The 22803-nt window shown below is 67.3% G+C and carries 21 protein-coding genes and 1 tRNA gene; 6 read left to right on the plus strand and 16 right to left on the minus strand.

Going from position 1 to position 22803, the window contains the following annotated elements:
* Positions 1–2: 2 nt before the first annotated feature.
* Both GR316_RS07455 and GR316_RS07460 read left to right on the plus strand, forming a co-directional pair.
* Positions 3–470, plus strand: a complete 468-nt coding sequence (locus GR316_RS07455) for an RNA pyrophosphohydrolase (protein ID WP_390625156.1) — start codon at positions 3–5, stop codon at positions 468–470.
* Positions 470–1330, plus strand: a complete 861-nt coding sequence (locus tag GR316_RS07460) for an SDR family oxidoreductase (RefSeq protein ID WP_211783337.1) — start codon at positions 470–472, stop codon at positions 1328–1330. The genes GR316_RS07455 and GR316_RS07460 overlap by 1 nt, the downstream gene beginning before the upstream one ends.
* On the opposite strand, the gene GR316_RS07465 is transcribed toward GR316_RS07460, so the two are convergent.
* The 6 genes from GR316_RS07465 to GR316_RS07490 all read right to left on the minus strand — a co-directional run bounded on the left by GR316_RS07465 (position 1240) and on the right by GR316_RS07490 (position 6814).
* Positions 1240–2436, minus strand: a complete 1197-nt coding sequence (locus GR316_RS07465) for an MFS transporter (protein WP_211783338.1) — start codon at positions 2434–2436, stop codon at positions 1240–1242. The two genes, GR316_RS07460 and GR316_RS07465, sit on opposite strands and share 91 nt — an antisense overlap.
* A 107-nt stretch (positions 2437–2543) precedes the next feature.
* The gene (dxs, locus tag GR316_RS07470) at positions 2544–4454 is read right to left on the minus strand and encodes a 1-deoxy-D-xylulose-5-phosphate synthase (RefSeq protein ID WP_211783339.1); all 1911 of its coding nucleotides are present in this window, start codon (positions 4452–4454) and stop codon (positions 2544–2546) included.
* A 4-nt stretch (positions 4455–4458) separates the two neighbouring features.
* Positions 4459–5325 (minus strand): polyprenyl synthetase family protein, encoded by an 867-nt coding sequence (locus GR316_RS07475; protein WP_249218727.1) that lies wholly within the window; start codon positions 5323–5325, stop codon positions 4459–4461.
* Complete coding sequence (locus GR316_RS07480) at positions 5322–5552, minus strand: exodeoxyribonuclease VII small subunit (protein ID WP_211783340.1); 231 nt, start codon at positions 5550–5552, stop codon at positions 5322–5324. The genes GR316_RS07475 and GR316_RS07480 overlap by 4 nt, the downstream gene beginning before the upstream one ends.
* 69 nt (positions 5553–5621) lie before the next feature.
* Positions 5622–6317, minus strand: a complete 696-nt coding sequence (locus tag GR316_RS07485; RefSeq protein ID WP_211783341.1) for a response regulator — start codon at positions 6315–6317, stop codon at positions 5622–5624.
* Positions 6317–6814: a MarR family winged helix-turn-helix transcriptional regulator gene (locus GR316_RS07490; RefSeq protein WP_211783342.1), complete on the minus strand. Its 498-nt coding sequence runs from the start codon at positions 6812–6814 to the stop codon at positions 6317–6319. The genes GR316_RS07485 and GR316_RS07490 overlap by 1 nt, the downstream gene beginning before the upstream one ends.
* A 138-nt stretch (positions 6815–6952) precedes the next feature.
* Here GR316_RS07490 and GR316_RS07495 point away from each other — a divergent pair, with 138 nt between their 5' ends.
* Positions 6953–7822 carry a branched-chain amino acid aminotransferase gene (locus GR316_RS07495; RefSeq protein ID WP_211783343.1) on the plus strand — a complete coding sequence of 290 codons (870 nt, stop codon included), beginning with the start codon at positions 6953–6955 and terminating at the stop codon, positions 7820–7822.
* Between the two features lie 33 nt (positions 7823–7855).
* Here the strand turns inward: GR316_RS07495 and GR316_RS07500 are convergent, their stop codons facing one another.
* From GR316_RS07500 to GR316_RS07535, 8 genes are all read right to left on the minus strand, one after another.
* Positions 7856–8023 (minus strand): hypothetical protein, encoded by a 168-nt coding sequence (locus GR316_RS07500; RefSeq protein ID WP_211783344.1) that lies wholly within the window; start codon positions 8021–8023, stop codon positions 7856–7858.
* Between the two features lie 61 nt (positions 8024–8084).
* On the minus strand, positions 8085–8741 hold the full coding sequence (gene fzlA / locus GR316_RS07505) for an FtsZ-binding protein FzlA (RefSeq protein ID WP_211785144.1): 657 nt from the start codon (positions 8739–8741) through the stop codon (positions 8085–8087).
* 61 nt (positions 8742–8802) lie between these two features.
* A complete protein-coding gene (gene mtgA / locus GR316_RS07510; RefSeq protein ID WP_211785145.1) occupies positions 8803–9525 on the minus strand; it encodes a monofunctional biosynthetic peptidoglycan transglycosylase in 723 nt (240 codons plus the stop codon).
* Positions 9526–9591: 66 nt separating this feature from the next.
* Complete coding sequence (gltB, locus tag GR316_RS07515; RefSeq protein ID WP_211783345.1) at positions 9592–14121, minus strand: glutamate synthase large subunit; 4530 nt, start codon at positions 14119–14121, stop codon at positions 9592–9594.
* A 242-nt stretch (positions 14122–14363) separates the two neighbouring features.
* A complete protein-coding gene (locus tag GR316_RS07520; protein ID WP_211783346.1) occupies positions 14364–15029 on the minus strand; it encodes a hypothetical protein in 666 nt (221 codons plus the stop codon).
* Positions 15026–16462, minus strand: coding sequence for an NAD(P)-dependent oxidoreductase (locus GR316_RS07525; protein WP_211783347.1), 1437 nt, complete (start codon positions 16460–16462; stop codon positions 15026–15028). Before GR316_RS07525 ends, GR316_RS07520 begins: the two co-directional genes overlap by 4 nt.
* Before the next feature lie 153 nt (positions 16463–16615).
* Positions 16616–17416, minus strand: coding sequence for an undecaprenyl-diphosphate phosphatase (locus tag GR316_RS07530; RefSeq protein WP_211783348.1), 801 nt, complete (start codon positions 17414–17416; stop codon positions 16616–16618).
* A gap of 6 nt (positions 17417–17422) precedes the next feature.
* Positions 17423–18406 carry a complex I NDUFA9 subunit family protein gene (locus tag GR316_RS07535; RefSeq protein ID WP_211783349.1) on the minus strand — a complete coding sequence of 328 codons (984 nt, stop codon included), beginning with the start codon at positions 18404–18406 and terminating at the stop codon, positions 17423–17425.
* A gap of 145 nt (positions 18407–18551) precedes the next feature.
* Here GR316_RS07535 and GR316_RS07540 point away from each other — a divergent pair.
* Positions 18552–18636 (plus strand) — tRNA-Leu (locus GR316_RS07540).
* Between the two features lie 79 nt (positions 18637–18715).
* Here the strand turns inward: GR316_RS07540 and GR316_RS07545 are convergent.
* The gene (locus GR316_RS07545; RefSeq protein WP_211783350.1) at positions 18716–19483 is read right to left on the minus strand and encodes a hypothetical protein; all 768 of its coding nucleotides are present in this window, start codon (positions 19481–19483) and stop codon (positions 18716–18718) included.
* A 137-nt stretch (positions 19484–19620) separates the two neighbouring features.
* Between GR316_RS07545 and GR316_RS07550 the strand changes: the two genes are divergently transcribed.
* Complete coding sequence (locus tag GR316_RS07550; protein WP_211783351.1) at positions 19621–20598, plus strand: Stealth CR1 domain-containing protein; 978 nt, start codon at positions 19621–19623, stop codon at positions 20596–20598.
* Here the strand turns inward: GR316_RS07550 and GR316_RS07555 are convergent.
* Positions 20582–21805, minus strand: coding sequence for a glycosyltransferase (locus GR316_RS07555; protein WP_211783352.1), 1224 nt, complete (start codon positions 21803–21805; stop codon positions 20582–20584). The two genes, GR316_RS07550 and GR316_RS07555, sit on opposite strands and share 17 nt — an antisense overlap.
* Before the next feature lie 133 nt (positions 21806–21938).
* Here GR316_RS07555 and GR316_RS07560 point away from each other — a divergent pair, with 133 nt between their 5' ends.
* Positions 21939–22742: a glycosyl transferase gene (locus GR316_RS07560; RefSeq protein WP_211783353.1), complete on the plus strand. Its 804-nt coding sequence runs from the start codon at positions 21939–21941 to the stop codon at positions 22740–22742.
* Positions 22743–22803 lie beyond the last annotated feature (61 nt).

Genomic DNA, 22803 nt, shown 5'->3' on the forward strand with positions numbered 1-22803 from the left:
GCATGACCCTTCCCTATCGCCCCTGCGTCGGCGTGATGATGATCGACCCCGATGGCCGGATCTTTGCCGGTCGCCGCATCGACAGCGATGCCCCCGCTTGGCAGATGCCGCAGGGCGGCATCGACAAGGGCGAGGACCCGAAGGCCGCCGCCCTGCGCGAGCTGTGGGAGGAGACGGGCGTCACCGCCGACCTCGTGGAGCTGATCGACCGGACCGAGGATTGGGTGACCTACGATCTGCCGCCCGAACTTCTGGGCAAGGTCTGGGGCGGGAAATATGGCGGGCAGCGGCAGAAGTGGTTCCTGTTCCGCTTCCTCGGCCGCGACGATCAGATCGACATCACCGCCGGTCATCCCGAATTCTCCGAATGGCGGTGGATCGATGCCGCCTCCATGATCGAGGCGATCGTGCCCTTCAAACGCGCCGTCTACGAAGAGGTGGTCGCCGCGTTCCGCCCGCATCTGGCCTGATGCCGACGCTGCTGTCGCTTGGGCACGGCTATTCGGCGCGGGCGCTGGCGGCGCGGCTGCTGCCGCGGGGTTGGCGGGTGATCGGCACCACGCGCGATGCCAGCAAGCCGTGGCAGCCGGGGGTGGAGCGTCTGATCTGGCCCGCTCCGATCCCGGACGGGGTGACGCATCTTCTGGCCTCGGCCGCGCCGGATGCGGCGGGCGATCCCTTCCTTGCCACCCATGCCGAGGCGCTGGCGGCCCTGCCGCTGCACTGGGCGGGGTATCTGTCCACCACCGGGGTCTATGGCGATCACGGCGGCGGCTGGGTGGACGAGGACACGCCCCCCGCCCCCACCACCCGCCGGGGCGAGCAGCGCCTTTTGGCCGAACGGCAGTGGCAGGCGCGGATGCCGGTGCATATCTTTCGGCTCGCCGGGATCTACGGCCCCGGTCGCGGCCCGTTCGAAAAGGTGAAGGACGGCACCGCCCGGCGCATCATCAAGCCGGGGCAGGTCTTCAGCCGCATCCATGTCGAGGATATCGCGCAGGTGCTGGACGCCTCGATCCACGCGCCCGCGCCCGGCATCTTCAATGTCTGCGACGACGATCCCGCCCCGCCGCAGGATGTCATCGCCGAAGCGGCCCGCCTTCTGGGCCTGCCCATCCCCCCCGCCATTCCGTTCGACGAGGCGGAAATGTCGCCCATGGCGCGCAGCTTCTATGCCGAATCGAAACGGGTGCGGAACGACCGGATGAAGGCCCTTGGCGTGCGGCTGCGCTTTCCCGATTATCGCGCGGGGCTGGCGGACCTTCTGGCATCGGCCAGCGTCAGCGCAAAGCAGAGTATGCCGCCGACCGACAACAGCGCCCCCACATAACCCGAGGATTGATAGCCGTAGCCCGCCGCGATGGCCGTCGCCGCAAGGGCCGGGCCGATGGCATTTGCCACGTTGAACGCCGAATGGTTGAGCGCGGCGGCCAGCGTCTGCGCCTCGCCCGCGACATCCATCAGGCGCGATTGCAGCGGGGTCGAAAGCGCGCCCGTCATCCCGATCAGGAACACCAGCGGCATCAGCGTGCCCAGCATCCCCGAGGCGGGGGCATAGAGCAGCATCAGCGCGCCGCTGCAGGCCATCACCCCGAAGGGCGCAAGGTTCGGCCAGCGGTCCGACAGCCAGCCCACGACGATCGTGCCGACCACCATCCCGACGCCCATGACCGCCAGCACGAAGGGCACCGCCGCCTCGCCCGCCTGCGTCACATGGATCGTGGTGGAGGCGACGTAGCTGTAGACCGCGAAGAACCCGCCAAAGCCCACCGCCCCCGTCAGCAGCGTCAGCAGCACCTGCCGATTGCCGAGCGCCGACAGTTCCGACAGCGGCGATCCGGTGCGGGGCGCGTCCACCTTGGGCGCATAGGTCCAGACCAGCACGGCGCAGGCCAGCGCAAGGATCGCGACGATGCCGAAGCCATAGCGCCAGCCCACCGTCTGCCCCAGCACATTGGCGAAGGGCACGCCCAAGACGGTGGCCACCGTCAGCCCGGTCATCACCCGCGCCACCGCCTTCGACCGCTGCCCCCGCGGCACCACGCTGGCCGCCATCAGAGAGGCGACGCCGAAATACGCCCCATGCGGCAGGCCCGAGACGAAGCGATAGACGAGCATCCCCTCATAGCTTTGCGCAAAGGCTGAGGCGACATGGGCCACCGCATAGACGATCATCAGCGCGATCAGCAGCGTCCGCCGCGGCCAGCGCGCGCCCAGCACCGCCAGCACCGGCGCGCCGACCACGACACCCAGCGCATAGGCCGAGATCACATGGCTCGCCACCGTGTCGGAAATCCCGAGCGCGGGCGAGAAATAGGGGATCAGCGCCATGGCCGCGAATTCGGAGGTGCCGATGGCGAACCCGCCGATCGCCAGCGCGAAATGGATGACGCCGGGACGGATCTCGGCATCGGTCATGCTGATGGAGTGCGACATCCTCGTCCTTTCCTGTGCCATCCCGCGCTTATGGCAGGGGGCACACCGATGCCAAGCCCCTGATGTTCCTCGTATAGCGGCCATGCGACACGCGCATGACGCCGCCGTCAGGCCCGCCGCGTCAGGGCGGACACGCCCAGCATCTGAAGCGCCAGCCCCTCGATCTGAGCGGCGTCGAGGCCCGCGATGTGATACATCGCCGCCGGGCTCGCCTGATCGATGAAGGTGTCGGGCAGCACCATGGAGCGGAACTTCAGCCCCCGGTCGAAGACCCCGGCCTCGGCGAGGCATTGGGCGACATGGCTGCCGAAGCCGCCGATCGCGCCCTCCTCCACCGTCAGAAGCGCCTCGTGCTCGCGCGCCAGCGACAGGACCAGATCGCGGTCCAGCGGTTTGGCAAAGCGGGCATCGGCCACGGTGGTGGAAATGCCGCGCGCCTCCAGCGCCTCGGCGGCGCGCTCCACCTCGAAGAGGCGCGTGCCGAAGGACAGAAGCGCCACACGCTCCCCCTCGCGGATCACGCGGCCCTTGCCGATCGGGATCGGCGTGCCGCGCAGCGGCAGGGGCGCGCCCGTCCCCTCGCCCCGCGGATAGCGGAAGGCGATCGGGCCGTCATCATGGGCTGCGGCGGTGGCGACCATATGCACCAGCTCCGCCTCGTCCGCGGCGGCCATCACGGTGAAACCGGGCAGATTGGCCAAGAAGGCGATGTCGAAGCTGCCGGCATGGGTGGCGCCATCGGCCCCCACCAGCCCGGCGCGGTCGATGGCAAAGCGCACCGGAAGGCGCTGGATCGCCACGTCGTGCACCACTTGGTCATAGCCGCGCTGCAGGAAGGTCGAATAGATGGCGCAGAACGGACGCAGCCCGCCCGCCGCCATGCCCGCCGCAAAGGTGACGGCATGCTGTTCGGCGATGCCCACATCGAAGCAGCGTTCGGGGAAGCGCTGCGCCATCAGGTTCAGGCCCGTGCCGTCGGGCATCGCGGCCGTCACGGCCACCACCTTCGAATCGCGCTCCGCCTCCGCCACGAGGGCTTGGGCGAAGACCTTGGTATAGCTCGGCAGGTTCGAGGCCGCCTTGGCCTGCGCAAAGGTCTGCACATCGAACTTGGCGGTCGCATGGCCCTTGTCGGCCGCGCGTTCCGCGGGGGCATAGCCTTTGCCCTTCTTGGTGATCGTGTGGATCAGCACCGGCCCCGTCGCCTTGGCCCGCACCGTCCGCAGCACCGGCAAAAGCGCATCGAGATCATGCCCATCCACCGGGCCGATATAGGAAAAGCCCAACTCCTCGAACAACGTGCCGCCGAAGGCCATGCCCTTCAGCATCTCCTTGGCGCGGCGCGCGCCTTCTTGGAAGGGTTCGGGCAGCATCGCCACCGCGCCCTTGGCCGCCGATTTCAGATCGTGGAACCGCGCATCGCCATACAGCCGCGACAGATAGGCCGACAGCGCCCCCACCGGCGGCGCGATCGACATCTCGTTGTCGTTCAGGATCACGAAGAGCCGCGTATCCATATGCCCGGCATTGTTCATCGCCTCGAAGGCCATGCCCGCCGACATGGCCCCATCGCCGATCACCGCGATCGCATCGCCCGGCTGGCCGCCCAGATCGCGCGCGGCGGCAAAGCCCAAGGCCGCGCTGATGGAGGTAGAGGAATGGGCCGCGCCGAAGGGGTCGTACTCGCTCTCGCTGCGCTTGGTGAAGCCCGACAGCCCGCCCTCCATCCGCAGGGTGCGGATGCGGTCGCGGCGGCCGGTCAGGATCTTGTGCGGGTAGCATTGATGGCCCACATCCCAGATCAGCTTGTCCTTGGGCGTGTCGAAGACGGCATGCAGCGCCACCGTCAGTTCCACCACGCCAAGGCCGGCCCCGAGATGCCCGCCGGTCACGGAGACGGCGTCGATCGTCTCGGCCCGCAATTCATCGGCCAATTGGCGCAGCTCGCGGTCGGTCAGGCGCTTCATGTCCGCCGGAATGGTGACGCGGTCGAGGATCGGGGTCGTGGGTCGTGTCATGTCTTCAGCTTTCCCGCGAGATGACGAAGCGCGCGGCTTCGCACAGGATGGCGGCATCGTCACCATAGGGAGCGAGGGCGGCACAGGCCTCCTCCGCCAGTTCGGCGGCGCGCGTCTTGGCACCGGCAAGGCCCAGAAGGCTGACGAAGGTGGCCTTGCCCGCCTCGGCATCCTTGTTGAGCCGCTTGCCAGCCTTGGCCGCATCGCCTTCCACGTCCAAGATGTCGTCGGCAACTTGGAAGGCAAGGCCCAGCGCGCGGGCATAGGCGGCCAGCGGCGCCGGATCGGCCTCGGCGATCCGGGCGCCCGCCTCGGCGGCGAACCCGATCAGCGCGCCGGTCTTGCCCGCCTGCAACCGGGTGATCGCCTGAAGATCGAGCGGCACGGGCGCCGTTTCCGCCGCGATGTCCAGCGCCTGCCCCAGCACCATGCCCTCGGCCCCCGAGGCGCGGGCAAGGGCGGCCACCAGCGCGATCCGCGCCTCGGCCGGGCCCAGAACGGGATCGGTCAGCAACTCGAACGCGAGGGTCTGCAACGCATCCCCCGCCAGCACGGCCGTCGCCTCGTCCCAGCGCACATGCACCGTCGGCTGGCCGCGGCGCAGATCGTCGTCGTCCATGCAGGGCAGATCGTCATGCACGAGGCTGTAGGCGTGCAGCGCCTCGACGGCGGCGGCGGCGGGCATCGCCCGATCCCCCACCCCGTGCAGCCGCGCCGATTCCAGAACGAGGAACGCCCGCAGCCGTTTGCCGCCGCGCAGCGCATAGCGCATCGCCTCCACCACGGGCACGTCGTCGCGCCGGGCAAGGGCCGCGATCAGATGCGCCTCGGTCGCATTGGCCGCTTCGGCCAGACGCGCGGGAAAGCTCACAGCCCCTCCGCCGGCGCGGTGCCGACAGCGCGGCCTTCCTGCGCGCGGATCATCTCCACCTTCTCTTCGGCGGCCTTCAGCTTGTCGGCGCAATGGGCCTTCAGCGCGGCGCCGCGTTCATAAAGGGCGATCGACTGTTCCAGCGGCACATCGCCCTTTTCCAGCGCGGCGACCACGCGTTCCAGTTCGGCCATGGCGTCTTCGAAGCTCATTTCGGAAATCTGCATGGCGGCCTCCTTGTGCGCTCAGGCGTGCGTTCGCCCGGACCATAGCGCCGCCCGCAGGGCAATGCCAGCCTAGTCCGGCGCCAGCATGTAGCCCGCCCCGCGCACGGTCTGCAGATAGCGGGGCTGGCGGGGATCGTTCTCGATCTTGCGGCGCAGGCGGGTGATCTGCACATCGACGGCCCGTTCCTGCGTGTCGCTCTGATCCTCGGCCATGTCGCCGATCAGACGCTCGCGGCTGACGGGTTCGTGGGGGCTGGCGGCAAAGACGCGCATCAGCGCCGATTCCGTGGTCGTCAGCCGCACGAGATCGCTGCCGCGCCACAATTCCCCCCGCTCCATGTCATAGCGCACATCGCCCAGATGCAGGACCTTCGGCCCGGCCTGCGGCTTCACATGCGGCACACGGCGCAGGATGGCGTTGATGCGCAGCAACAGCTCCTTCGGCTCGAAGGGTTTGGGCAGGTAGTCGTCGGCCCCCGCCTCCAGCCCCTCGATCCGGCTCTGGGTTTCGCCGCGCGCGGTCAGCAGCAGGATCGGGGTCGTCATGAAGGTGCGCAGATCGCGCGTCAGCGACATTCCATCCTCGCCCGGCATCATCACATCCAGCACGATCATGTCGAAATCCAAGCCCGCCAGAAGCCGGCGGGCCTGCGCCGCATCGCGCGCCGCCGAAACGAGGAAACCATTGCGGATGAGGAACTTCTTCAGAAGCCCCCGGATCCGTTCGTCATCATCCACGACCAGAAGATGCGGTGCGTCGTTCATCAGCCCTTCTCCTTCAGGCCGTGATACTGCTTGCGCAGCTCGGGGTCCATCATCGCTTCCAGCACCTGCCGGAAGCCCTGCACCGCCTGCGGGCCCGCCGCGCGATAGGCCGCCCGCATCCGGGCGCGCTGAGCATCCGAAAGCTCGCGCTCCAGCGCCTCTCCGGTCTGGGTCAGGTGCAAGAGCCGCTCGCGCCGGTCGGTGCGGCCCACCCGCGCCTCCACCAGCCCATCCTCCAGAAGGACGCGCAGGATGCGGTTCAGGCTCTGCTTCGTGACGCCCAGCACCGTCAGCAGGCGCGTGACCGTGATTCCCGGCGCGCGGTGGATGAAGTGGATCGCACGGTGATGCGCCCGGCCATAGCCGTATTCCTCCAGAATGCGGTCGGGATCGGCCGTGAAGCCGCGATAGGCGAAGAACATCGCCTCGATACCCTTGCGAAGCTGTTCATCCGTCAGAAACAGCAGCTGTTCGCCGCCGATGGGTGGATTGGCCATGCCGCCTCCTCGATCCTGTTCACGTTTTACGGCAGGGTTGTTGACATTCCAAGTGCCAAGGATTAGCGAAATGCCACGTTTGGCGCAATTTTATGTCCGAACAACCAATACGAAAGAAATATCGCTAAGGAGAGCGACATGGCTGGGGCCTATGACGATCGCGACGGCAAGATCTGGATGGATGGCACGCTGGTGGAATGGCGGGATGCGAAGGTCCATGTCCTGACGCACGCGCTCCACTACGCCTCCTCGGTCTTCGAGGGCGAACGCTGCTACAACGGCAAGATCTTCAAAAGCCGGGAGCATTCGGAACGCCTGCTGAAATCGGGCGAGCTTCTGGACATGCAGATCCCCTACACGGTCGATCAGATCGAAGAGGCCAAATACGCCATGCTGAAGGCCAATGGCTGGACCGATGCCTATGTCCGCGCGGTCGCCTTCCGCGGCGCGGGCGAGGATATGGGCGTGTCCGCCGCACGCAACAAGGTGCAGCTGGTGGTCGCGGGCTGGGAATGGGGCGCCTATTACGGCAGCGCCAAGATGGAGGGGGCCAAGCTCGGCATCTCCAAATGGAAGCGCCCGTCGCCCGAAACGATCCCGAGCCAAGCGAAGGCCGCCGGTCTCTACATGATCTGCACCATGTCCAAGCACGACGCCGAGGCGAAGGGCTTCTCGGATGCGATGATGCTGGATTACCGCGGCTATGTCGCCGAAGCGACGGGCGCCAACCTGTTCTTCGTGAAGAACGGCGAAGTGCACACCCCGAAGGCCGATTGCTTCCTGAACGGGATCACGCGCCAAACCGTCATCGCCATGCTGCGCGAACAGGGCGTGACCGTGCACGAACGCCATATCCTGCCCGAGGAACTGGATGGGTTCGAACAGTGCTGGCTGACCGGCACCGCCGCCGAATGCACCCCGGTAAGCCAGATCGGCGATCACACCTTCGAGGTGGGTGATCTGACCCGCAAGGTCACGGCCGATTACGAAGCCCTCGTCCGGGCCTAAAGAAAAGGGGGGCTCTGTGCCCCCCTTCCCCCATCAGGTTTCGTGGCCGCGTTCGATGCGGGCGTATTCGCGGGCGCGTCGGTTTTCGTCGTCCCGCTCCACGGGGCGGCGATGCAGGGCGGCGGTGGCGGGGTGGGACCCTTCCGGCGCCTGCTTTCTGTCGATCTCGGTGTAATGCTTCAGTCGGCTGTCATCGGTCATGCGCGGTCCTCCTTTCGCATGCCCGCCATATAGGGCGCGCAGCCCGCCGTTGAACCCCGCGTCAGAAATCGAGGTCCGAATAGTGCCGGGCTGGGGCCTGCCCCGGGATTTGATCCGACAGGATGCTGCGGAAGGCCGGGCGCGATTTGATCTTCGCATACCAGTCCTTGATGACCGCGTGGCGGTTCCAATCCACGTCCGACACGTAATCCAGCGCCGAGATATGCGCCGCCGCCGCGAAATCGGCCAGCGTCATCGCATCCCCCGCCAGCCAGCGGCGCTGATCCAGCAGCCATGCCATGTAATCGAGGTGATACTTGATCCGCTGAGAGCCGGATTTGATGTTGCGCGCATCCGGCGTACGCCCGCCCACCTTCAGACGCTCATAGACCAGCTTGGCGGTGACTTCTTCGTGGAACTTGTCGTCGAACCAAGCGCAGATGCGGCGCACCTCGTAACGGCCATCGGCATCGCGCGGCATCAGGGGCGGCGTCGGGACCGTATCCTCCAGCCATTCGCAGATCGCTTGGCTTTCGGACAGAAAGCGGCCATCCACCCGCAGCACCGGCACCTTGCCCGCAGGGTTGCGGCGCAGGAATTCGGGGTTCTGCTCCCAGAACCGCTCCTCCACCAGTTCCACCTCGATCTTCTTTTCGGCCAAGGTCAGGCGCACCTTGCGGCAGAACGGAGAGAGGGGGAAGTGATAGAGGCGATTCATCGTGGCATCCAAGTCTGGGGTCCCCCTGAAATGCCGCGACGGGGCCGCATATGCAACCCGCCTAGCCCTCGAAACAGCGGGCGCGGCCATCCGCGCGGATCGTTGCCGCCCCCGAGGCCGCCGCCTGCGCCCGCCCCAGCACGAAGTTGGTCGGATGCGCAGCGTCCCGGCCCTTGGGGTTGGGCAGCACCGCCGCCAGCCGCGCGGCCTGCGTCGCCGTCAGATCGGCCGCATCCACCCCGAAATAATGCCGCGCCGCCGCTTCCACCCCGAACACGCCCTCGTCGAATTCGGCCACGTTCAGATAGACCTCGAGGATGCGGCGCTTGGACCAGAGTGTTTCGATCACCGGGGTCATCAGCGCCTCCAACGCCTTGCGCGGCCAACTGCGGCCATGCCACAGGAACACGTTCTTGGCCGTCTGCTGGCTGATGGTGGAGGCGCCGCGATTCGAGCCTTCGGCGACGGCGTCGCGGATCGCGGCCATGTCGAAGCCCCAGTGGCGGCAGAAATTGGCATCCTCCGCCGCGACGGCGGACCGGCCCATTACCGGGGCGATCTGATCCCACGGCGTCCATTCATGCTGCAACGATCCAAGGCGCAGGCGTTCGGTCAGCATGTAGGGCGTCATCGGCACCGGCACCCAGCGGAAGATCAGCACCGCCGCCAGCATCAGGGCGACCACCCCGATGGCGACACGGCGCAGCCAGCGGCGCAGGTCCGGGCGCGGCAGGCTGCGGCGCTTCGGGGCGGATTTGCGGGATGCGGATTTGCGGGCGGCCATGCGCCCTTTAGCCATGACAGCCCGCGGCCGGTCAATGAAAAAGGCCCGCTTTCGCGGGCCTTTCCCTTATTCGGCAGGCATCGCCTGACTTTCCTCGGACAGGGGCGCCGGCAGGTGCACCAGCATCTCCTTCGGGCAGGCCTGAAGGAAGTTGGCCCGCTCGCTGTCCCAATGGCGCAGGATGCGGTTGGCCAGCGCGCTCTCCGTCTCGCGGGCATGACGCTCCACCAAGGCCTTCAGCTGCGCCTCCCAATGGGGATGGCTGACGGCGCAGGTGACCAGCGTCTCGAGGTTCATCATATCCTCGGCCGCGCCTTCGGGATCGTAGAGATAGGCCATCCCGCCGGTCATCCCGGCCCCGAAGTTCGCCCCGATGGACCCGAGGATCACCGCGACGCCGCCCGTCATGTATTCGCAGCCGTTGGTGCCGCAGCCTTCAATCACCACCGTCGCGCCCGAGTTGCGGACCGCGAAGCGTTCCCCCGCCCGGCCCGCGGCAAAGAGATAGCCGTCGGTCGCGCCATATAGGACGGTGTTGCCGATGATCGTATTCTCGGCCGCGATCAGCGGGGTGCCCATGGGCGGGCGCACCACGATGGTGCCGCCCGACAGGCCCTTACCGACATAGTCGTTGGCATCGCCCTGCACCTCGATGCGCAGCCCGCGCACCGCAAAGGCCCCCAGCGACTGCCCCGCATTGCCCGACAGCTTCAGCGACAGATGGTCGGGCTGCAGCGCGTTGCGCATCCCGAACTTCTTGACGATGTGGCTGGAGGCGCGGGTGCCGATGGTGCGCAGCGTGTTGCGCACGGCATAGGAGAGCTGCATCTTCTCCCCCTCCTCGAAGAAGCGGGCACCGTCCTTCACGATCTCCGCGTCCAGCGTGTCCATCACATGGTTGCGCGGCTTGGACCGGTCATAGGTGATCCGGCTGGCCCCATCGACGGTGATCAGCAGCGGGTTCAGGTCCAGATCGTCCAGATGCGCCGAACCGCGGCTGACCTGGCTCAGCAGATCCGCCCGACCGATCACCTCGTCGAGCGACCGCGCCCCGATGGAGGCGAGGATCTCGCGCACCTCTTGGGCGTAGAAGGTGATGAGGTTCACCACCTTGTCGGCCGTGCCGGTGAACTTGCGGCGCAGGGCTTCGTCCTGCGTGCAGACCCCGACCGGGCAGGTGTTGGACTGGCACTGACGCACCATGATGCAGCCCATCGCGATCAGGGCGGCGGTGCCGATGCCGTATTCCTCGGCCCCCATCATCGCGGCCATAACCACGTCGCGGCCGGTCCGCAGACCGCCATCGGTGCGCAGCGTCACCCGCTCGCGCAGGTTGTTCATCGCCAGAACCTGATGCGCCTCGGTCAGGCCCATCTCCCACGGCAGGCCCGCATGCTTGATGGACGTGCCCGGAGAGGCCCCGGTGCCGCCGTTATGGCCCGAGATCAGGATGATGTCGGCCTTGGCCTTGGCCACCCCCGCCGCGATCGTCCCGACGCCCGAGGAGGAGACGAGCTTCACCGTCACCTTGGCGCGCGGGTTGATCTGCTTCAGATCGTAGATCAGCTGCGCCAGATCCTCGATCGAATAGATGTCGTGGTGCGGCGGCGGCGAGATCAGCGTCACGCCCTTGGTCGAATGGCGCAGACGCGCGATCAGTTCGGTCACCTTCATGCCGGGAAGCTGACCGCCCTCGCCGGGCTTGGCCCCTTGGGCGACCTTGATCTCCAGCTCTTCGCAGGCGTTCAGGTATTCGGCCGTGACGCCGAACCGCCCCGAGGCGACCTGCTTGATCTTGGCGCTCGGGTTGTCGCCGTTCTCGTCGGGCAGGAAATGCGCCGGATCCTCGCCGCCCTCGCCCGAGTCGGACTTGGCGCCGATCCGGTTCATGGCGATGTTCAGCGTCTTGTGCGCCTCCGGCCCGAGCGCGCCCAGCGACATGCCCGGCGTCACGAACCGTTTGCGGATGGAGGTGATGCTCTCCACCTCCTCGATCGGGACGGGCTTGCCCAAGGGCTTGATGTCCAGAAGATCGCGCAGATGGATCGGCGGATTGGCCCGCAGCGCGGCCGAATACTGCTTCCAGATGTCATAGCTCGCCCGGTCGCAGGCGGCCTGCATCATGTGCATCGTCTGCGCTTCCCATGCGTGCTTCTCCCCGGCGCGGCGCGCCTTGTAGAAGCCGCCGATCGGCAGCACGTCCTGACCCGAACGCCAGCCGCGCGCATGCACTTCCTCCACCTTCTTCTGAAGGCCGTGCAGACCGATCCCCGAAATGCGGCTGTGCATGCCGGGGAAATATTCGGCGACCATGGCGCGGCTCAGACCCACGGCCTCGAAGTTCAGCCCCCCGCGATAGGAGGAGATGACCGAGATGCCCATCTTGGCCATGATCTTCAAAAGGCCCGCGTCGATCGCGTCGCGATAGCGGCGCATCGCGCTGGTCAGATCGCCGTCGATCAGGCCGCGTTCAATGCGGTCCGCGATGGAATCCTGCGCCAGATAGGCGTTGACCGTGGTCGCGCCGCAGCCGATCAGCACCGCGAAATAATGCGGGTCGATGCATTCGGCCGAGCGCACATTGACCGAGCAGAAGGTCCGCAGCCCCTTGCGCGTCAGCCACGAATGCACCGCGCTGGTGGCAAGGATCATCGGCAGCGGCACCGCCGTTTCGGACTGGTTCTCGTCGGTCAGCACCAGATGGCCGGCGCCCGAACGGACGGCATCCTCGGCCTCGGCCCGGATGCGGGCCAGCGCCTCGCCCATATCGGCGCCGGGGGCGAAGGTGCAGTCGATCACCGCCACCTGCCCGCCGAACTGGCGCAGCATCACCTCGAACTCGGCATTGGCGACGAAGGGCGTCTCCAGCACGAGGATCTCGGTCTGGCCCGAGTTTTCGTCGAGCACGTTCTTGAGGTTCCCGAAGCGGGTCTTCAGGCTCATCACCCGCGCCTCGCGCAGCGAGTCGATCGGCGGGTTGGTGACTTGGCTGAAGGCCTGACGGAAGAAGTGCGACAGCGGACGATAGACAGACGACAGCACCGCCGCCGGGGTGTCATCCCCCATGGAGGCGATCATCTCCTTGCCGTCCTCGGCCATCGGCGCAAGAACCTGTTCCAGCTCTTCCAGCGAATAGCCCGCCGCCAGCTGACGCCGGCGCAGATCGGCCCCGGCAAAGCGGGCCGCTTCCGGCACGTCATGCAGCAGCACCGACAGGTCCACGACCTTCTCGATCCAGTCGCCGAACGGGCGATCGGCGGCGAGTTTGTCCTTCAGTTCGGTGTCGTGATAAAGACGCCCCTCGGCCATATCGACGGCGATCATCTGCCCCGGCCCGAGCGCGCCCTTTTCGCGGACCGTACCCTCGTCCACCGTCACCATGCCCACTTCGGAACCGGCGATCAGCAGCCCGTCGCCCGTCACGACATAGCGCATCGGGCGCAGGCCGTTCCGGTCCAGACCGCCGCAGACCCAGCGACCATCCGTCATCGCCAGCGCCGCCGGGCCGTCCCACGGCTCCATCACGGCGTTGCAATAGGCGTACATGTCCTGCCACGGCTTCGGCATCTCGCCGGTCTGCTTGGACCACGCTTCGGGGACCAGCATCGTCTTGGTCATGGGGGCGTTGCGCCCACCGCGCACCAGCACCTCGAACACGGCATCCAGCGCCCCGGAATCGGAGGTACCGGCCGGGATGATCGGCTTGATGTCGCCCGCCGCGTCGCCGAAGGTCGAAGAAGCCATACGGATCTCATGGCTCTTCATCCAGTTGACGTTGCCCTTCAGCGTGTTGATCTCGCCGTTATGGGCCAGCATGCGGAAAGGCTGGGCCAGCGACCATTGCGGGAAGGTGTTGGTCGAATACCGCTGGTGATAGATGGCGAAGGCGCTTTCGAAGCGTTCGTCCATCAGATCAGGATAGAACACGGCCACCTGTTCGGCCAGCATCATGCCCTTGTAGATCAGCGACCGGCAGGACAGCGAACAGATGTAGAGGCTGGTGATGTTCGCCTCCAGCGCGGCCTTCTCGATCCGGCGGCGGATGATGTAGAGGTCGCGCTCGAACTGCTCCTCGTCCACGTCCTTGTCGCAGCGGATCAGGATCTGCTCGATCTCGGGGCGGGTGGCGTTGGCCTTGTCGCCCAGCACGGAGATGTCCACCGGCACATGGCGCCAGCCATAGATGTAGTGGCCCATGCGCAGGACTTCCGTCTCCACGATGGTCCGGCAGCGTTCCTGCGCGGCGAAATCGGTGCGCGGCAGGAAGACCTGCCCCACCGCGATGCGCTTGGAGGTGTCCGGCTCATGCCCGGTGCGGCGCACCTGATCGTAGAAGAAGGGAACCGGGATCTGCACATGGATGCCCGCGCCGTCGCCGGTCTTGCCGTCGGCATCCACCGCACCGCGGTGCCAGATCGCCTTCAGCGCGTCGATCCCGGCCTGCACCACGCGGCGCGCGGGCTGACCGTTCAGCGCGACCACGAGGCCGACGCCGCAGGACGACTTTTCGTCGTCGAAGCGGAACAGGCCGTTCTCGTGCATCCACTGGCGTTTGGCTTCTTCGGCACGAACCCAGTTTTCATCGTAAGTGGTCATGGCTGGCCTCCTGCAGAGAGCGTGGCAAGGGAAGCGGCGCGGCTGCGCCCGTTCCCGGCAAAGATGATGGTCGCGGCCTCGCGGCCGTATCGGGGAGTCATGACTCGTCCTCCTTGCGCGCCGGCGCGGGGGCGGGCGGCGGGGCGGGCGGTGTCTTGGTCAGTGCCGCATCCCGGGCGTCCCAGACGGCCCATGGGGTGCAGCAGGGGCAATTCTCGTGATGGCTCATGCCTCGGCCCTCCTCAGGACAGGACCGTGTCGCAGTCGAAGATCGGCTGGCTGGCCTCGAAGCCCTTCTCGCCAGGGAAGGCAAAGCTCATCGGGCGGCTGTCGCTCGGGAGCCATTCGCCATCCGCATCGCCATATTCCGACGGCCCGGCAAAGAAGCTGCCCAACTCGCGGCTCACGAATTCATGGCCGCGCGCGCGGCGCAGCACGGTGCCGTCGCCATCGGTCTCGGTGAACTCGAACTCCGTCTCCTGCAGGGTCTGCCCGTCGATCACATGATCCTTGCCCGTCAGGGTGTCATACCCCGTGACATGGGTCGGCGCGCGGTCGTCATGCTCCAGCCAGAAATCATAGCTGTCGCGCCCCGTTTCATAGAGCGTCGTGATCGAGGCCGGATCGTTCCGTTTGCCCAGCACCTGCATCCCCTCGGCGTCGCGGCTTTGCAGCCATTCGCCTTCGGTGTCGGTCTGGGTCATGAAATACGGCCCCGTCTGCCCCGCATCGACGCGCCATGCGGTGTTCGGCGCATCGCCCGTGCAGACGTAGTGATTGGACACGCGGCATTCCTTCGACTGCACCGTCATCGTGGTTGTGCAGCCGGCGGGCGGCGTGAAGCTGGCCGCCGGCACTGCGGCAGGAACCGCAGCCGGCAGCAGCGCAAGGATCAGGGCCCGGATCATTCCGCCGCCACCTGCGCCGGCGCGGACAGATAATCGAGGATGGCCGTAGCCGCCTCGCGCCCGTCGCGGATCGCCCAGACCACGAGCGAAGCCCCGCGCACGATGTCGCCCACCGCATAGACGCCGGGAATGGTCGTGGCATGGGTGCGGAAATCGGCCTTCACCGTGCCCCAGCGCGTGGTGGAGAGATCAGGCGCGGACCAATGGGTCGGCAGATCCTCGGGCTCGAACCCGAGGGCGGTGATCACGAGGTCGGCCGGCTCGACATAATCGGCGCCCTCCATGACCTCGGGGGATTGGCGGCCGGAGGCGTCGGGCGGCCCGAGGCGCATCTTCTGCACGATCACGCCCTCGACATGCTCATCGCCGGTGAAGCCCTTGGGCGCGGTCAGCCAGACGAATTCGACGCCCTCTTCCTCGGCGTTCTGCGTCTCGCGCTTGGAGCCGGGCATGTTCGCCCGGTCGCGGCGATAGAGGCATTTCACGCTGGTGGCGCCCTGACGGATCGCGGTGCGCACGCAGTCCATCGCCGTGTCGCCGCCGCCGATCACCACGACGCGCTTGCCCGCCGCATCGAGATGGCCGTTGTCATGGGCCTCCACCTCGTCGCCGAAGCTCTTCTTGTTGGAGGCGGTCAGATAGGCCAGCGCCGGAACGATGCCGCCCGCGCCGATGCCGTCGCCGGTCAGATCGCGCGCCTTGTAGACGCCCGTCGCGATCAGCACCGCATCATGCTGGCCGCGAATCGCATCGAAGCTGATATCGGTACCGACATTGCAATTCAGCACGAACTGCACGCCCGCTTCCTCCAGCTGGGCGACGCGGCGCATCACCACATGCTTTTCCAGTTTGAAGCCGGGGATGCCATAGGTCAGCAGCCCGCCCGCGCGGTCATAGCGGTCATAGACCGTCACCTGCACGCCCTGACGGCGCAGCATGTCGGCCGCCGCCAATCCGCCGGGGCCCGCGCCGATGATGCCGACGGATTCGGTCCGCTCGGCGATGGGGGTGCCGGGCTTGACCCAGCCCCGCTCCCATGCGGTGTCGGTGATGTATTTCTCGATCGCGCCGATCGTCACCGTGCCATGGCCGGATTGTTCGATCACGCAGTTGCCTTCGCACAGACGGTCCTGCGGGCAGATGCGGCCGCAGATCTCGGGGAAGGTGTTGGTGGCCTGGCTGATGGCATAGGCCTCTTCCAGACGCCCCTCGGCGGTCATGCGCAGCCAGTCGGGGATGTTGTTGTGCAGCGGGCAGTGCGATTGGCAGTAGGGCACGCCGCACTGGCTGCAGCGGCCGGACTGTTCGGCCGCCTTGGCATCGGCGAATTCGCGATAGATTTCATCGAAGTCCCGGGCGCGCAGGTCCGGCATCCGTTTCTCGGGCATCTCGCGCGAGGTCGAGACGAACTTCAACATGCGTTGCGTGGCCATGGCTGGGTCGATCCTTGCGAAGAGGCGGTCGCGCCTTCATACACAGGGGCCCAAATGCATAAAAGTCAGCAATGCTGACCTTATTGCATTTTATTGACGGCTTTCGGCGGCTCCGGGGCGAAAATCGCCCCCTAATGGGTCAGTATATATGACCTACCCCCAAATCTGCAGTCCGATCATCGCCGCCGTCCCCACGATGATACGCCACCAACCGAACACCGCATAGCCATGCAGCGCAACATATCCGAGCAGCCAGCGCACCACGCACAGCCCCGACACGAACGCCGCGACGAAGCCGATCGCGATCAATCCGAACTGCCCGGCATCCAGCGCGTCCCGGCTGGCATAGAGGTCGTAGGTGAAGGCCCCGAGCATCGTCGGCATCGACAGAAAGAACGAGAACTCCGCCGCCGCGCGCTTGCTGCATCCCAGCGCCAGCGCCCCCACGATCGTCGCCCCCGAGCGGGACACGCCGGGAATCATCGCAAGGCACTGGATCACCCCGATGCGGAAGGCCGTCCAGATCGGCAGGCGCATCGCATCGTCGTGGCGCGGCGCGATGGCCATGCGGTCCACGAACAGCAGCACCACCCCGCCGAGGATCAGCATCAGCGCGATCAGGCGCGGCGTCTCGAAGAGGACGGTCTTGATGACGTCATGCGCCATCACCCCGATGACCACCGCCGGAACGAAGGCCAGCAGCACCGACAAGACGAAGCGGCGGGCGGCGGGATCGTGCGGGGCGGCGCGCAGCACCTCCCACAGGCGGGCGGCGTAGATCGACAGAACCGCCAGAACCGCGCCCAGTTGGATCATCACGGCAAAGCTGCCCGCCGCGCCTTCGAATCCGATGAAATGCTGCAACAGAAGCAGATGGCCGGTGGAAGAGACGGGAATGAACTCCGTCAGCCCTTCCACCACCCCGAGGAACAGGGCCTCAAGCGCGTCCTGCATTCCCGATCAGACCTTGCGCAGGTTCTTGGCCGAACCCTTGATCGCGGCGTATTGGCCCGCGGGGCGGAAACGCCACAGGTATTCGGGCAGCACCGCCTCGAAGGCGAGCGGGGTGATTCCCAATTCGGCAAAGCCGCGCGCGCCAGGCATGACGACGTTGTCATGGGCCAGCATCTTCAGCTGATCGCGGCTGACGGCGGCGTTCGGGATCAGACCGCCCGTCAAACGCTCCACCCCGTCGAGAAGGCCGGCCGTGACCTGCATCAGCCCCACCGGCACATCCCAGATCCGGCGCTTGCGCATGATGATGGTCAGCATCTGCTCCATCAGCGCATGGAAACGTCCGGCATCCGGGCCGCCCAGTTCGTAGATGCCGGGCGCCGCGCCGCGCAGGCCCGCCACCACCGCCCGCGCCACGTCATCGACATAGACGGGCTGGAAGCGGGTCGCGCCATGCACCACCGGCAGGATCGGCCAGTTTCGCGCCATGGCGGCGAAGCGGTTGAAGAAATCGTCCTCCGGCCCGAAGATGATCGAGGGGCGCAGGATCACGGCGCCGGGGAATGCGGCCTCGACCGCGGCCTCCCCTTCGGCCTTGGTGCGGGCATAGAGGCTGCCGGCATTGGCATCCGCCCCGATGGCCGAGATGTGCACGAGGCGCGCAACCCCCATCTCGGCGGCGATGCGGGCGACGCGGCCCGCCCCTTCGGCCTGCACGGCCTGATGGGTGTTCGCCCCGCGCGGCGACAGGATGCCGACGCAGTTCACCACCGCATCCGCCTCAGCCATGACGCGGCGGACGGACTCGTCGTCGCGGATGTTGCAGAACACCGGCTCCACCTGCCCGACCGAGCCATAGGGCTTGAGGAACAGCGCCTCGTTCGGGCGCCGGACGGCGATGCGGATGCGCCAACCCTCCTTCGCCAGACGTCGCGCGACATAGCGCCCGACGAACCCGGAACCGCCAAAAATCGTGACCAGCTTGCTCATACCTGTGCCCTCCGACGCCTGTCGCCTGTCCGTTCAGATACGCCGGTGAAGGCCATCGGGCAAGTCATCCGAAAAAACGACAAATTATTGAAAAAGGCCGTTGACACCCCCCTGCACCATCGGTAGATCACCGCTCACGACATCGGCCCAGATGGCGGAATTGGTAGACGCGCACGGTTCAGGTCCGTGTGCCGCAAGGCGTGGAGGTTCGAGTCCTCTTCTGGGCACCAAAGTCTTGGCGAAAGCCCCGCAGCCTAACGGCTCGCGGGGCTTTGTCTTTTCCGGGGTTGGGCACGGGGTTGGCCCGCCTCAGGTGTTCAGATGATGGCGCACATGCCGCCCGAGCGTCAGCGCCAGGCCCCGCGCCGCCGCCTCGTCCGTGCGGCGGCGGATCAGGGCCTTTTCGCGCAGCGGATCATGCACCTGCGATGCGGAGGCCCAAGCCTGCGCCTCTGCCCCGCTGCCGACGGCGTCGTTGTAGCCGGGGGCATAGGGGGTGGCGAAGAACGTGAAGCCGTGGATCGACAGTTCCGCCAGATCGCAGCCGAGGAAGAACAGCATCGCGCTGGTCCCTACCGTCGGTTGCAGTCCGCCCAGATCGCGCCGCACACCGTTGCAGAACGCGGTCGAGGGCACCTTCAGCGCGATGCCGCTGTCCTTCAACTCGGCCCGTTTGCGATGCACCCGACCCTTGCTGCCCTTGAAGCTCCAATGCGGAAAGACGCAGAGGTGCACGCCATGGGCGCGCAGCAGATCGGGCGGCACGGCTCCGGCGCTGCGGGGGCCGTCCTCGTTCAGGTTGTGAAACAACACATCCGTCCGCGCGCCGAGCCGCGCCGGATCGGCCTTGGCCAAGGCGATGCCGTTGTTCAGCCGCACGATGACGTCGTAATCGTCCACGCGCAGATCGCCCAGATCCTCGGCCACCGTATGGGCCGGGCCGAGGATGATGACGCGCTTGCCGCGGAACGCCTCCGGGTCCAGTTCCGGCATCCGCCACGGGTTCAGCCGCGAAGCCGCGATCGTGAACCGCAGCCACCGCTGCGCAAGGTCGATCTGCCGCAGCACCGCCGTCATCGTGCCGCCCCCGCGGCAGGGCGGGCAGCAACGGGGGAATGGACGGCGGCTGGCATGGGCGCTCCTTCGGCGGGGTCCCCCCACTTGATAAGCGCCGGGGGCGATGTCAAGTTTCGCGCCGATTGAGGGAGAGGCGCATGAAGATCGACGCGGTGGTGACATGGGTGGACGGCGACGATCCGCGCCATGCCGAAAAGCGCCATCAGCATGACGGGCGCGCCGTGCCCGCCGCCTCGCGCAGCGCCACCCGCTTCGCCAGCCGGGGGGAGATCGGATACTGCGTCTGGTCCATCCTGACCTTCTGCCCCTTCATCGACCGGGTCTTCGTCGTGACCGACGATCAGCGCCCGGACGTGCTGGAGGATCTGTTCGCCCGGCATCCCGACTGGCGGGCGCGGGTGATCATCGCCGATCACCGCGACATCTTCGGCCCCCATGCGGACCTTCTGCCGGTGTTCAGTTCCCGCTCCATCGAGACGATGCTGCACCGCATCCCGGAACTGGCCGAGCATTTCCTCTATTTCAACGACGACATCTTCATCGGGCGCCCCTGCACGGCCAAGGCGTTCTTCGACGGGGGCCGGCCGGTCCTGACGGGAACGCTGCGGCCCTTCCCCCGCCCCGCATGGGCGCGGCTGAAGGCGCTGTTGCGGCGCGCCCCCCCGCGCGCCGGCTTCAAGGAGGCGCAGCAGCGCGCCGCCCGCCTTGCCGGGCGCAGCGGCAGCTATCTTCTGGCCGAACACCGGCCCCACCCGATGCGCCGCTCCACCCTAGCCGCCTTCTACGAGGGGCGGGAGGAGGCGCTTCGGGCGCAGGCCGGGCACCGTTTCCGCAGCCCGGCGCAGATCTCTCCGATCGGGCTCGCGCATCATCTGGAATTGATCGCCGGGGCAGAGGTGCGCCCGCCCGTCCATGGCGGTTATATCAAGCCGGTGACGGGCGCGCGCCGGATGCGCCGCGTGGCCGATACGCTGGACGCGCTGCGGCGCGGCGCACTCGAGACGATCTGCATCCAGAGCCTCGATGCGATGGACCCGGCGCAGCAGCGCCTTGTCCTCGAGGGGCTGGAGGCGTGGATGCGCGATCCGCCGAAGGACGTCAGCCCGCCGGCATGACCGCCGCGCGGAAGGCCTGCGCAGCCGCATCCAGCCGCGGCACCACATCGCTGGGCGTATCCAGCGCCGCAAGGCGCGGCAGCAGCGTGCCGGTGCCGAAACGGGCGATCGCCTCCTGCCGGCAGGCATGGATGTAGTGCATCCGCCCCGCATCGTCCGCCGCCAGCCGCGCCACCACATCCGCCACATCCGCCGGTTCGCAATAGAGCGCGAGATCGCCGAAGGTCGGGGCGAAGAACGGCGGCAGGATCACCGGCAGGCCCGACAGGACGGCCTCCACGATGGTGCGGCCGAACGCCTCGTCGCGGGTGCGGGCGGGGAAATAGACGAAGACATCCAGCCCCGCGAGATACTCCTCCACCCCCGAGGCGCCGAAGGGATGCACCACCCAATTGCCCGGCAGACCGCCGAGGCGCCGTTCGGCCGTGGCCGCGCCGCCCATGATGGACACGGTCAGCCCCTCCGCCTCGGGATAGGCGGCGCGCAGATCGGCGGGATCCTCCAGCCATTTGCTGGCGTGATCGCGCGCATGGCGGCCGATGACGATGGGCGCGGTCAGATGCGCGCGCGGCTCGAAGCGGAACGGCTCGATCCGGAAGGCGGGCGGCCAGTCCTGCGCCGAAAGCCCGTCCGGCAGGCCCGTCCCGGCCATGGCGCGCTGCGCCTCGGCGCGGATCACCGGGCTGATGGGGCAGATGCGCGCGCGGGGAATGCCGCTCGCGGCCACGCGGCGGTGCAGGCCGGCCCAGTCGAACAGCGGCTTGCCATCCTCGTTCCAAGCGGAGTTGTTCACGACGAACAGCGCCTCTTCGGCGGTGATCCGGCGCAGAAGGCGCGCAAAGCCCCGCGTCATCGCCATGCGCGGGCCGCGCGCGATCAGCGTCCGGCAGCGCAGCGATCCGACCGCATGGGCGGGCACGATGTCGGCCTGATGCGGCAGGAAGCGGTCCGCGATCCAATGGCGTTTCCATGCCGACCGCTTCACCGGGCAATGGACGATCACCACCTTCAGGCCCGCCTCGCGCAGGGCGAGGAACTCGGTCACGGTGCTGGCCGCGTTGCCGCCGACGAAGGCGCAGTTGGTGACGATGGCGACATCGGCCTCGATGGTGCCGCCCTCCCGCAGCGCATCGGCCACGCGCACGCCGGGCGGCGGCGGGGCGCAGAGGCGGCCGATCATGGACCACATGCCGTTCGATGATGTCATCCCGTATCCTCCGCACTGCCGCTTCGGCCCCGGCCATAGCACGATCCGCCCCCGAAGGAGTAGCCCGCCCCCGCGCCTTTCACCCGAAGGCGCGCCGTGCTAACCCTGCCGCCAGCAGCAGCGGAGCCCGGACATGATTAAGAACGTCATCTGCATCAACTGGGGCACGAAATACGGGCCGCGTTTCATCAACCGGCTCTATGCGATGGTGGCGCGCAACATCACGCCGCCCTTCCGCTTCACGCTGTTCACCGACAGCGCCGAGGGCGTGCGCCCCGAGGTGGACTGCCAGCCGCTGCCGCCGCTCGATTTCGTGATGCCGACCAACACCAAGGGCAAATGGCCGAAGGCACGCCTTTGGAGCCGGGCCCTCGGGCAGTTGGAGGGGCCGGTGCTGTTCCTCGATCTCGACCTCGTCATCACGGGCAATCTGGACGAGTTCTTCACCTTGGGCGGGCCGGATGACGTGATCCTTGCGCGCAACCCCGCCAAACCGTTCGAGCGCGTGGGCCAGACCTCGGTCTTCCGCTTTCCGGTGGGCAAGCTGGAGCCGCTGCAGAAGGCCTTCCTCGCCGATCCGCAGGGCATCGCCGATACCTACCGCTACGAACAGCGGTTCGTCACGCGCAACGCGCCGGGCGGGGTGCAGCTCTATCCCCGCCGCTGGGTGCAGCATTTCCGCTATCAGTGCCTGCACCCCTTCCCGCTGAACCTGTTCCTGACGCCGCGCCTGCCCAAGGGCACCAAGATCGTGATCTTCCCCGGCGGCGTGCATCCCGAACATGCGATCAAGGGCGGCTGGGCCGGGCGCGAAGGCTGGACGCTCATGCAGCATCTGCGCGGCCTGCGCGCGCGGCACAAGGACGGCTCGCGCTGGCGCTATCTGCGCCATTACATGAAGCCGACCGCTTGGGTGAAGGACGCGTGGCGCGAATGACGCAGCCCCGGACCGGAATGAGGGAACCGAAGGGGCCATCCGCGGCTTGAACATCGGTTTC

The sequence above is a fragment of the Falsirhodobacter algicola genome, from assembly GCF_018279165.1.
In the GTDB taxonomy this organism is placed as follows: domain Bacteria; phylum Pseudomonadota; class Alphaproteobacteria; order Rhodobacterales; family Rhodobacteraceae; genus Falsirhodobacter; species Falsirhodobacter algicola.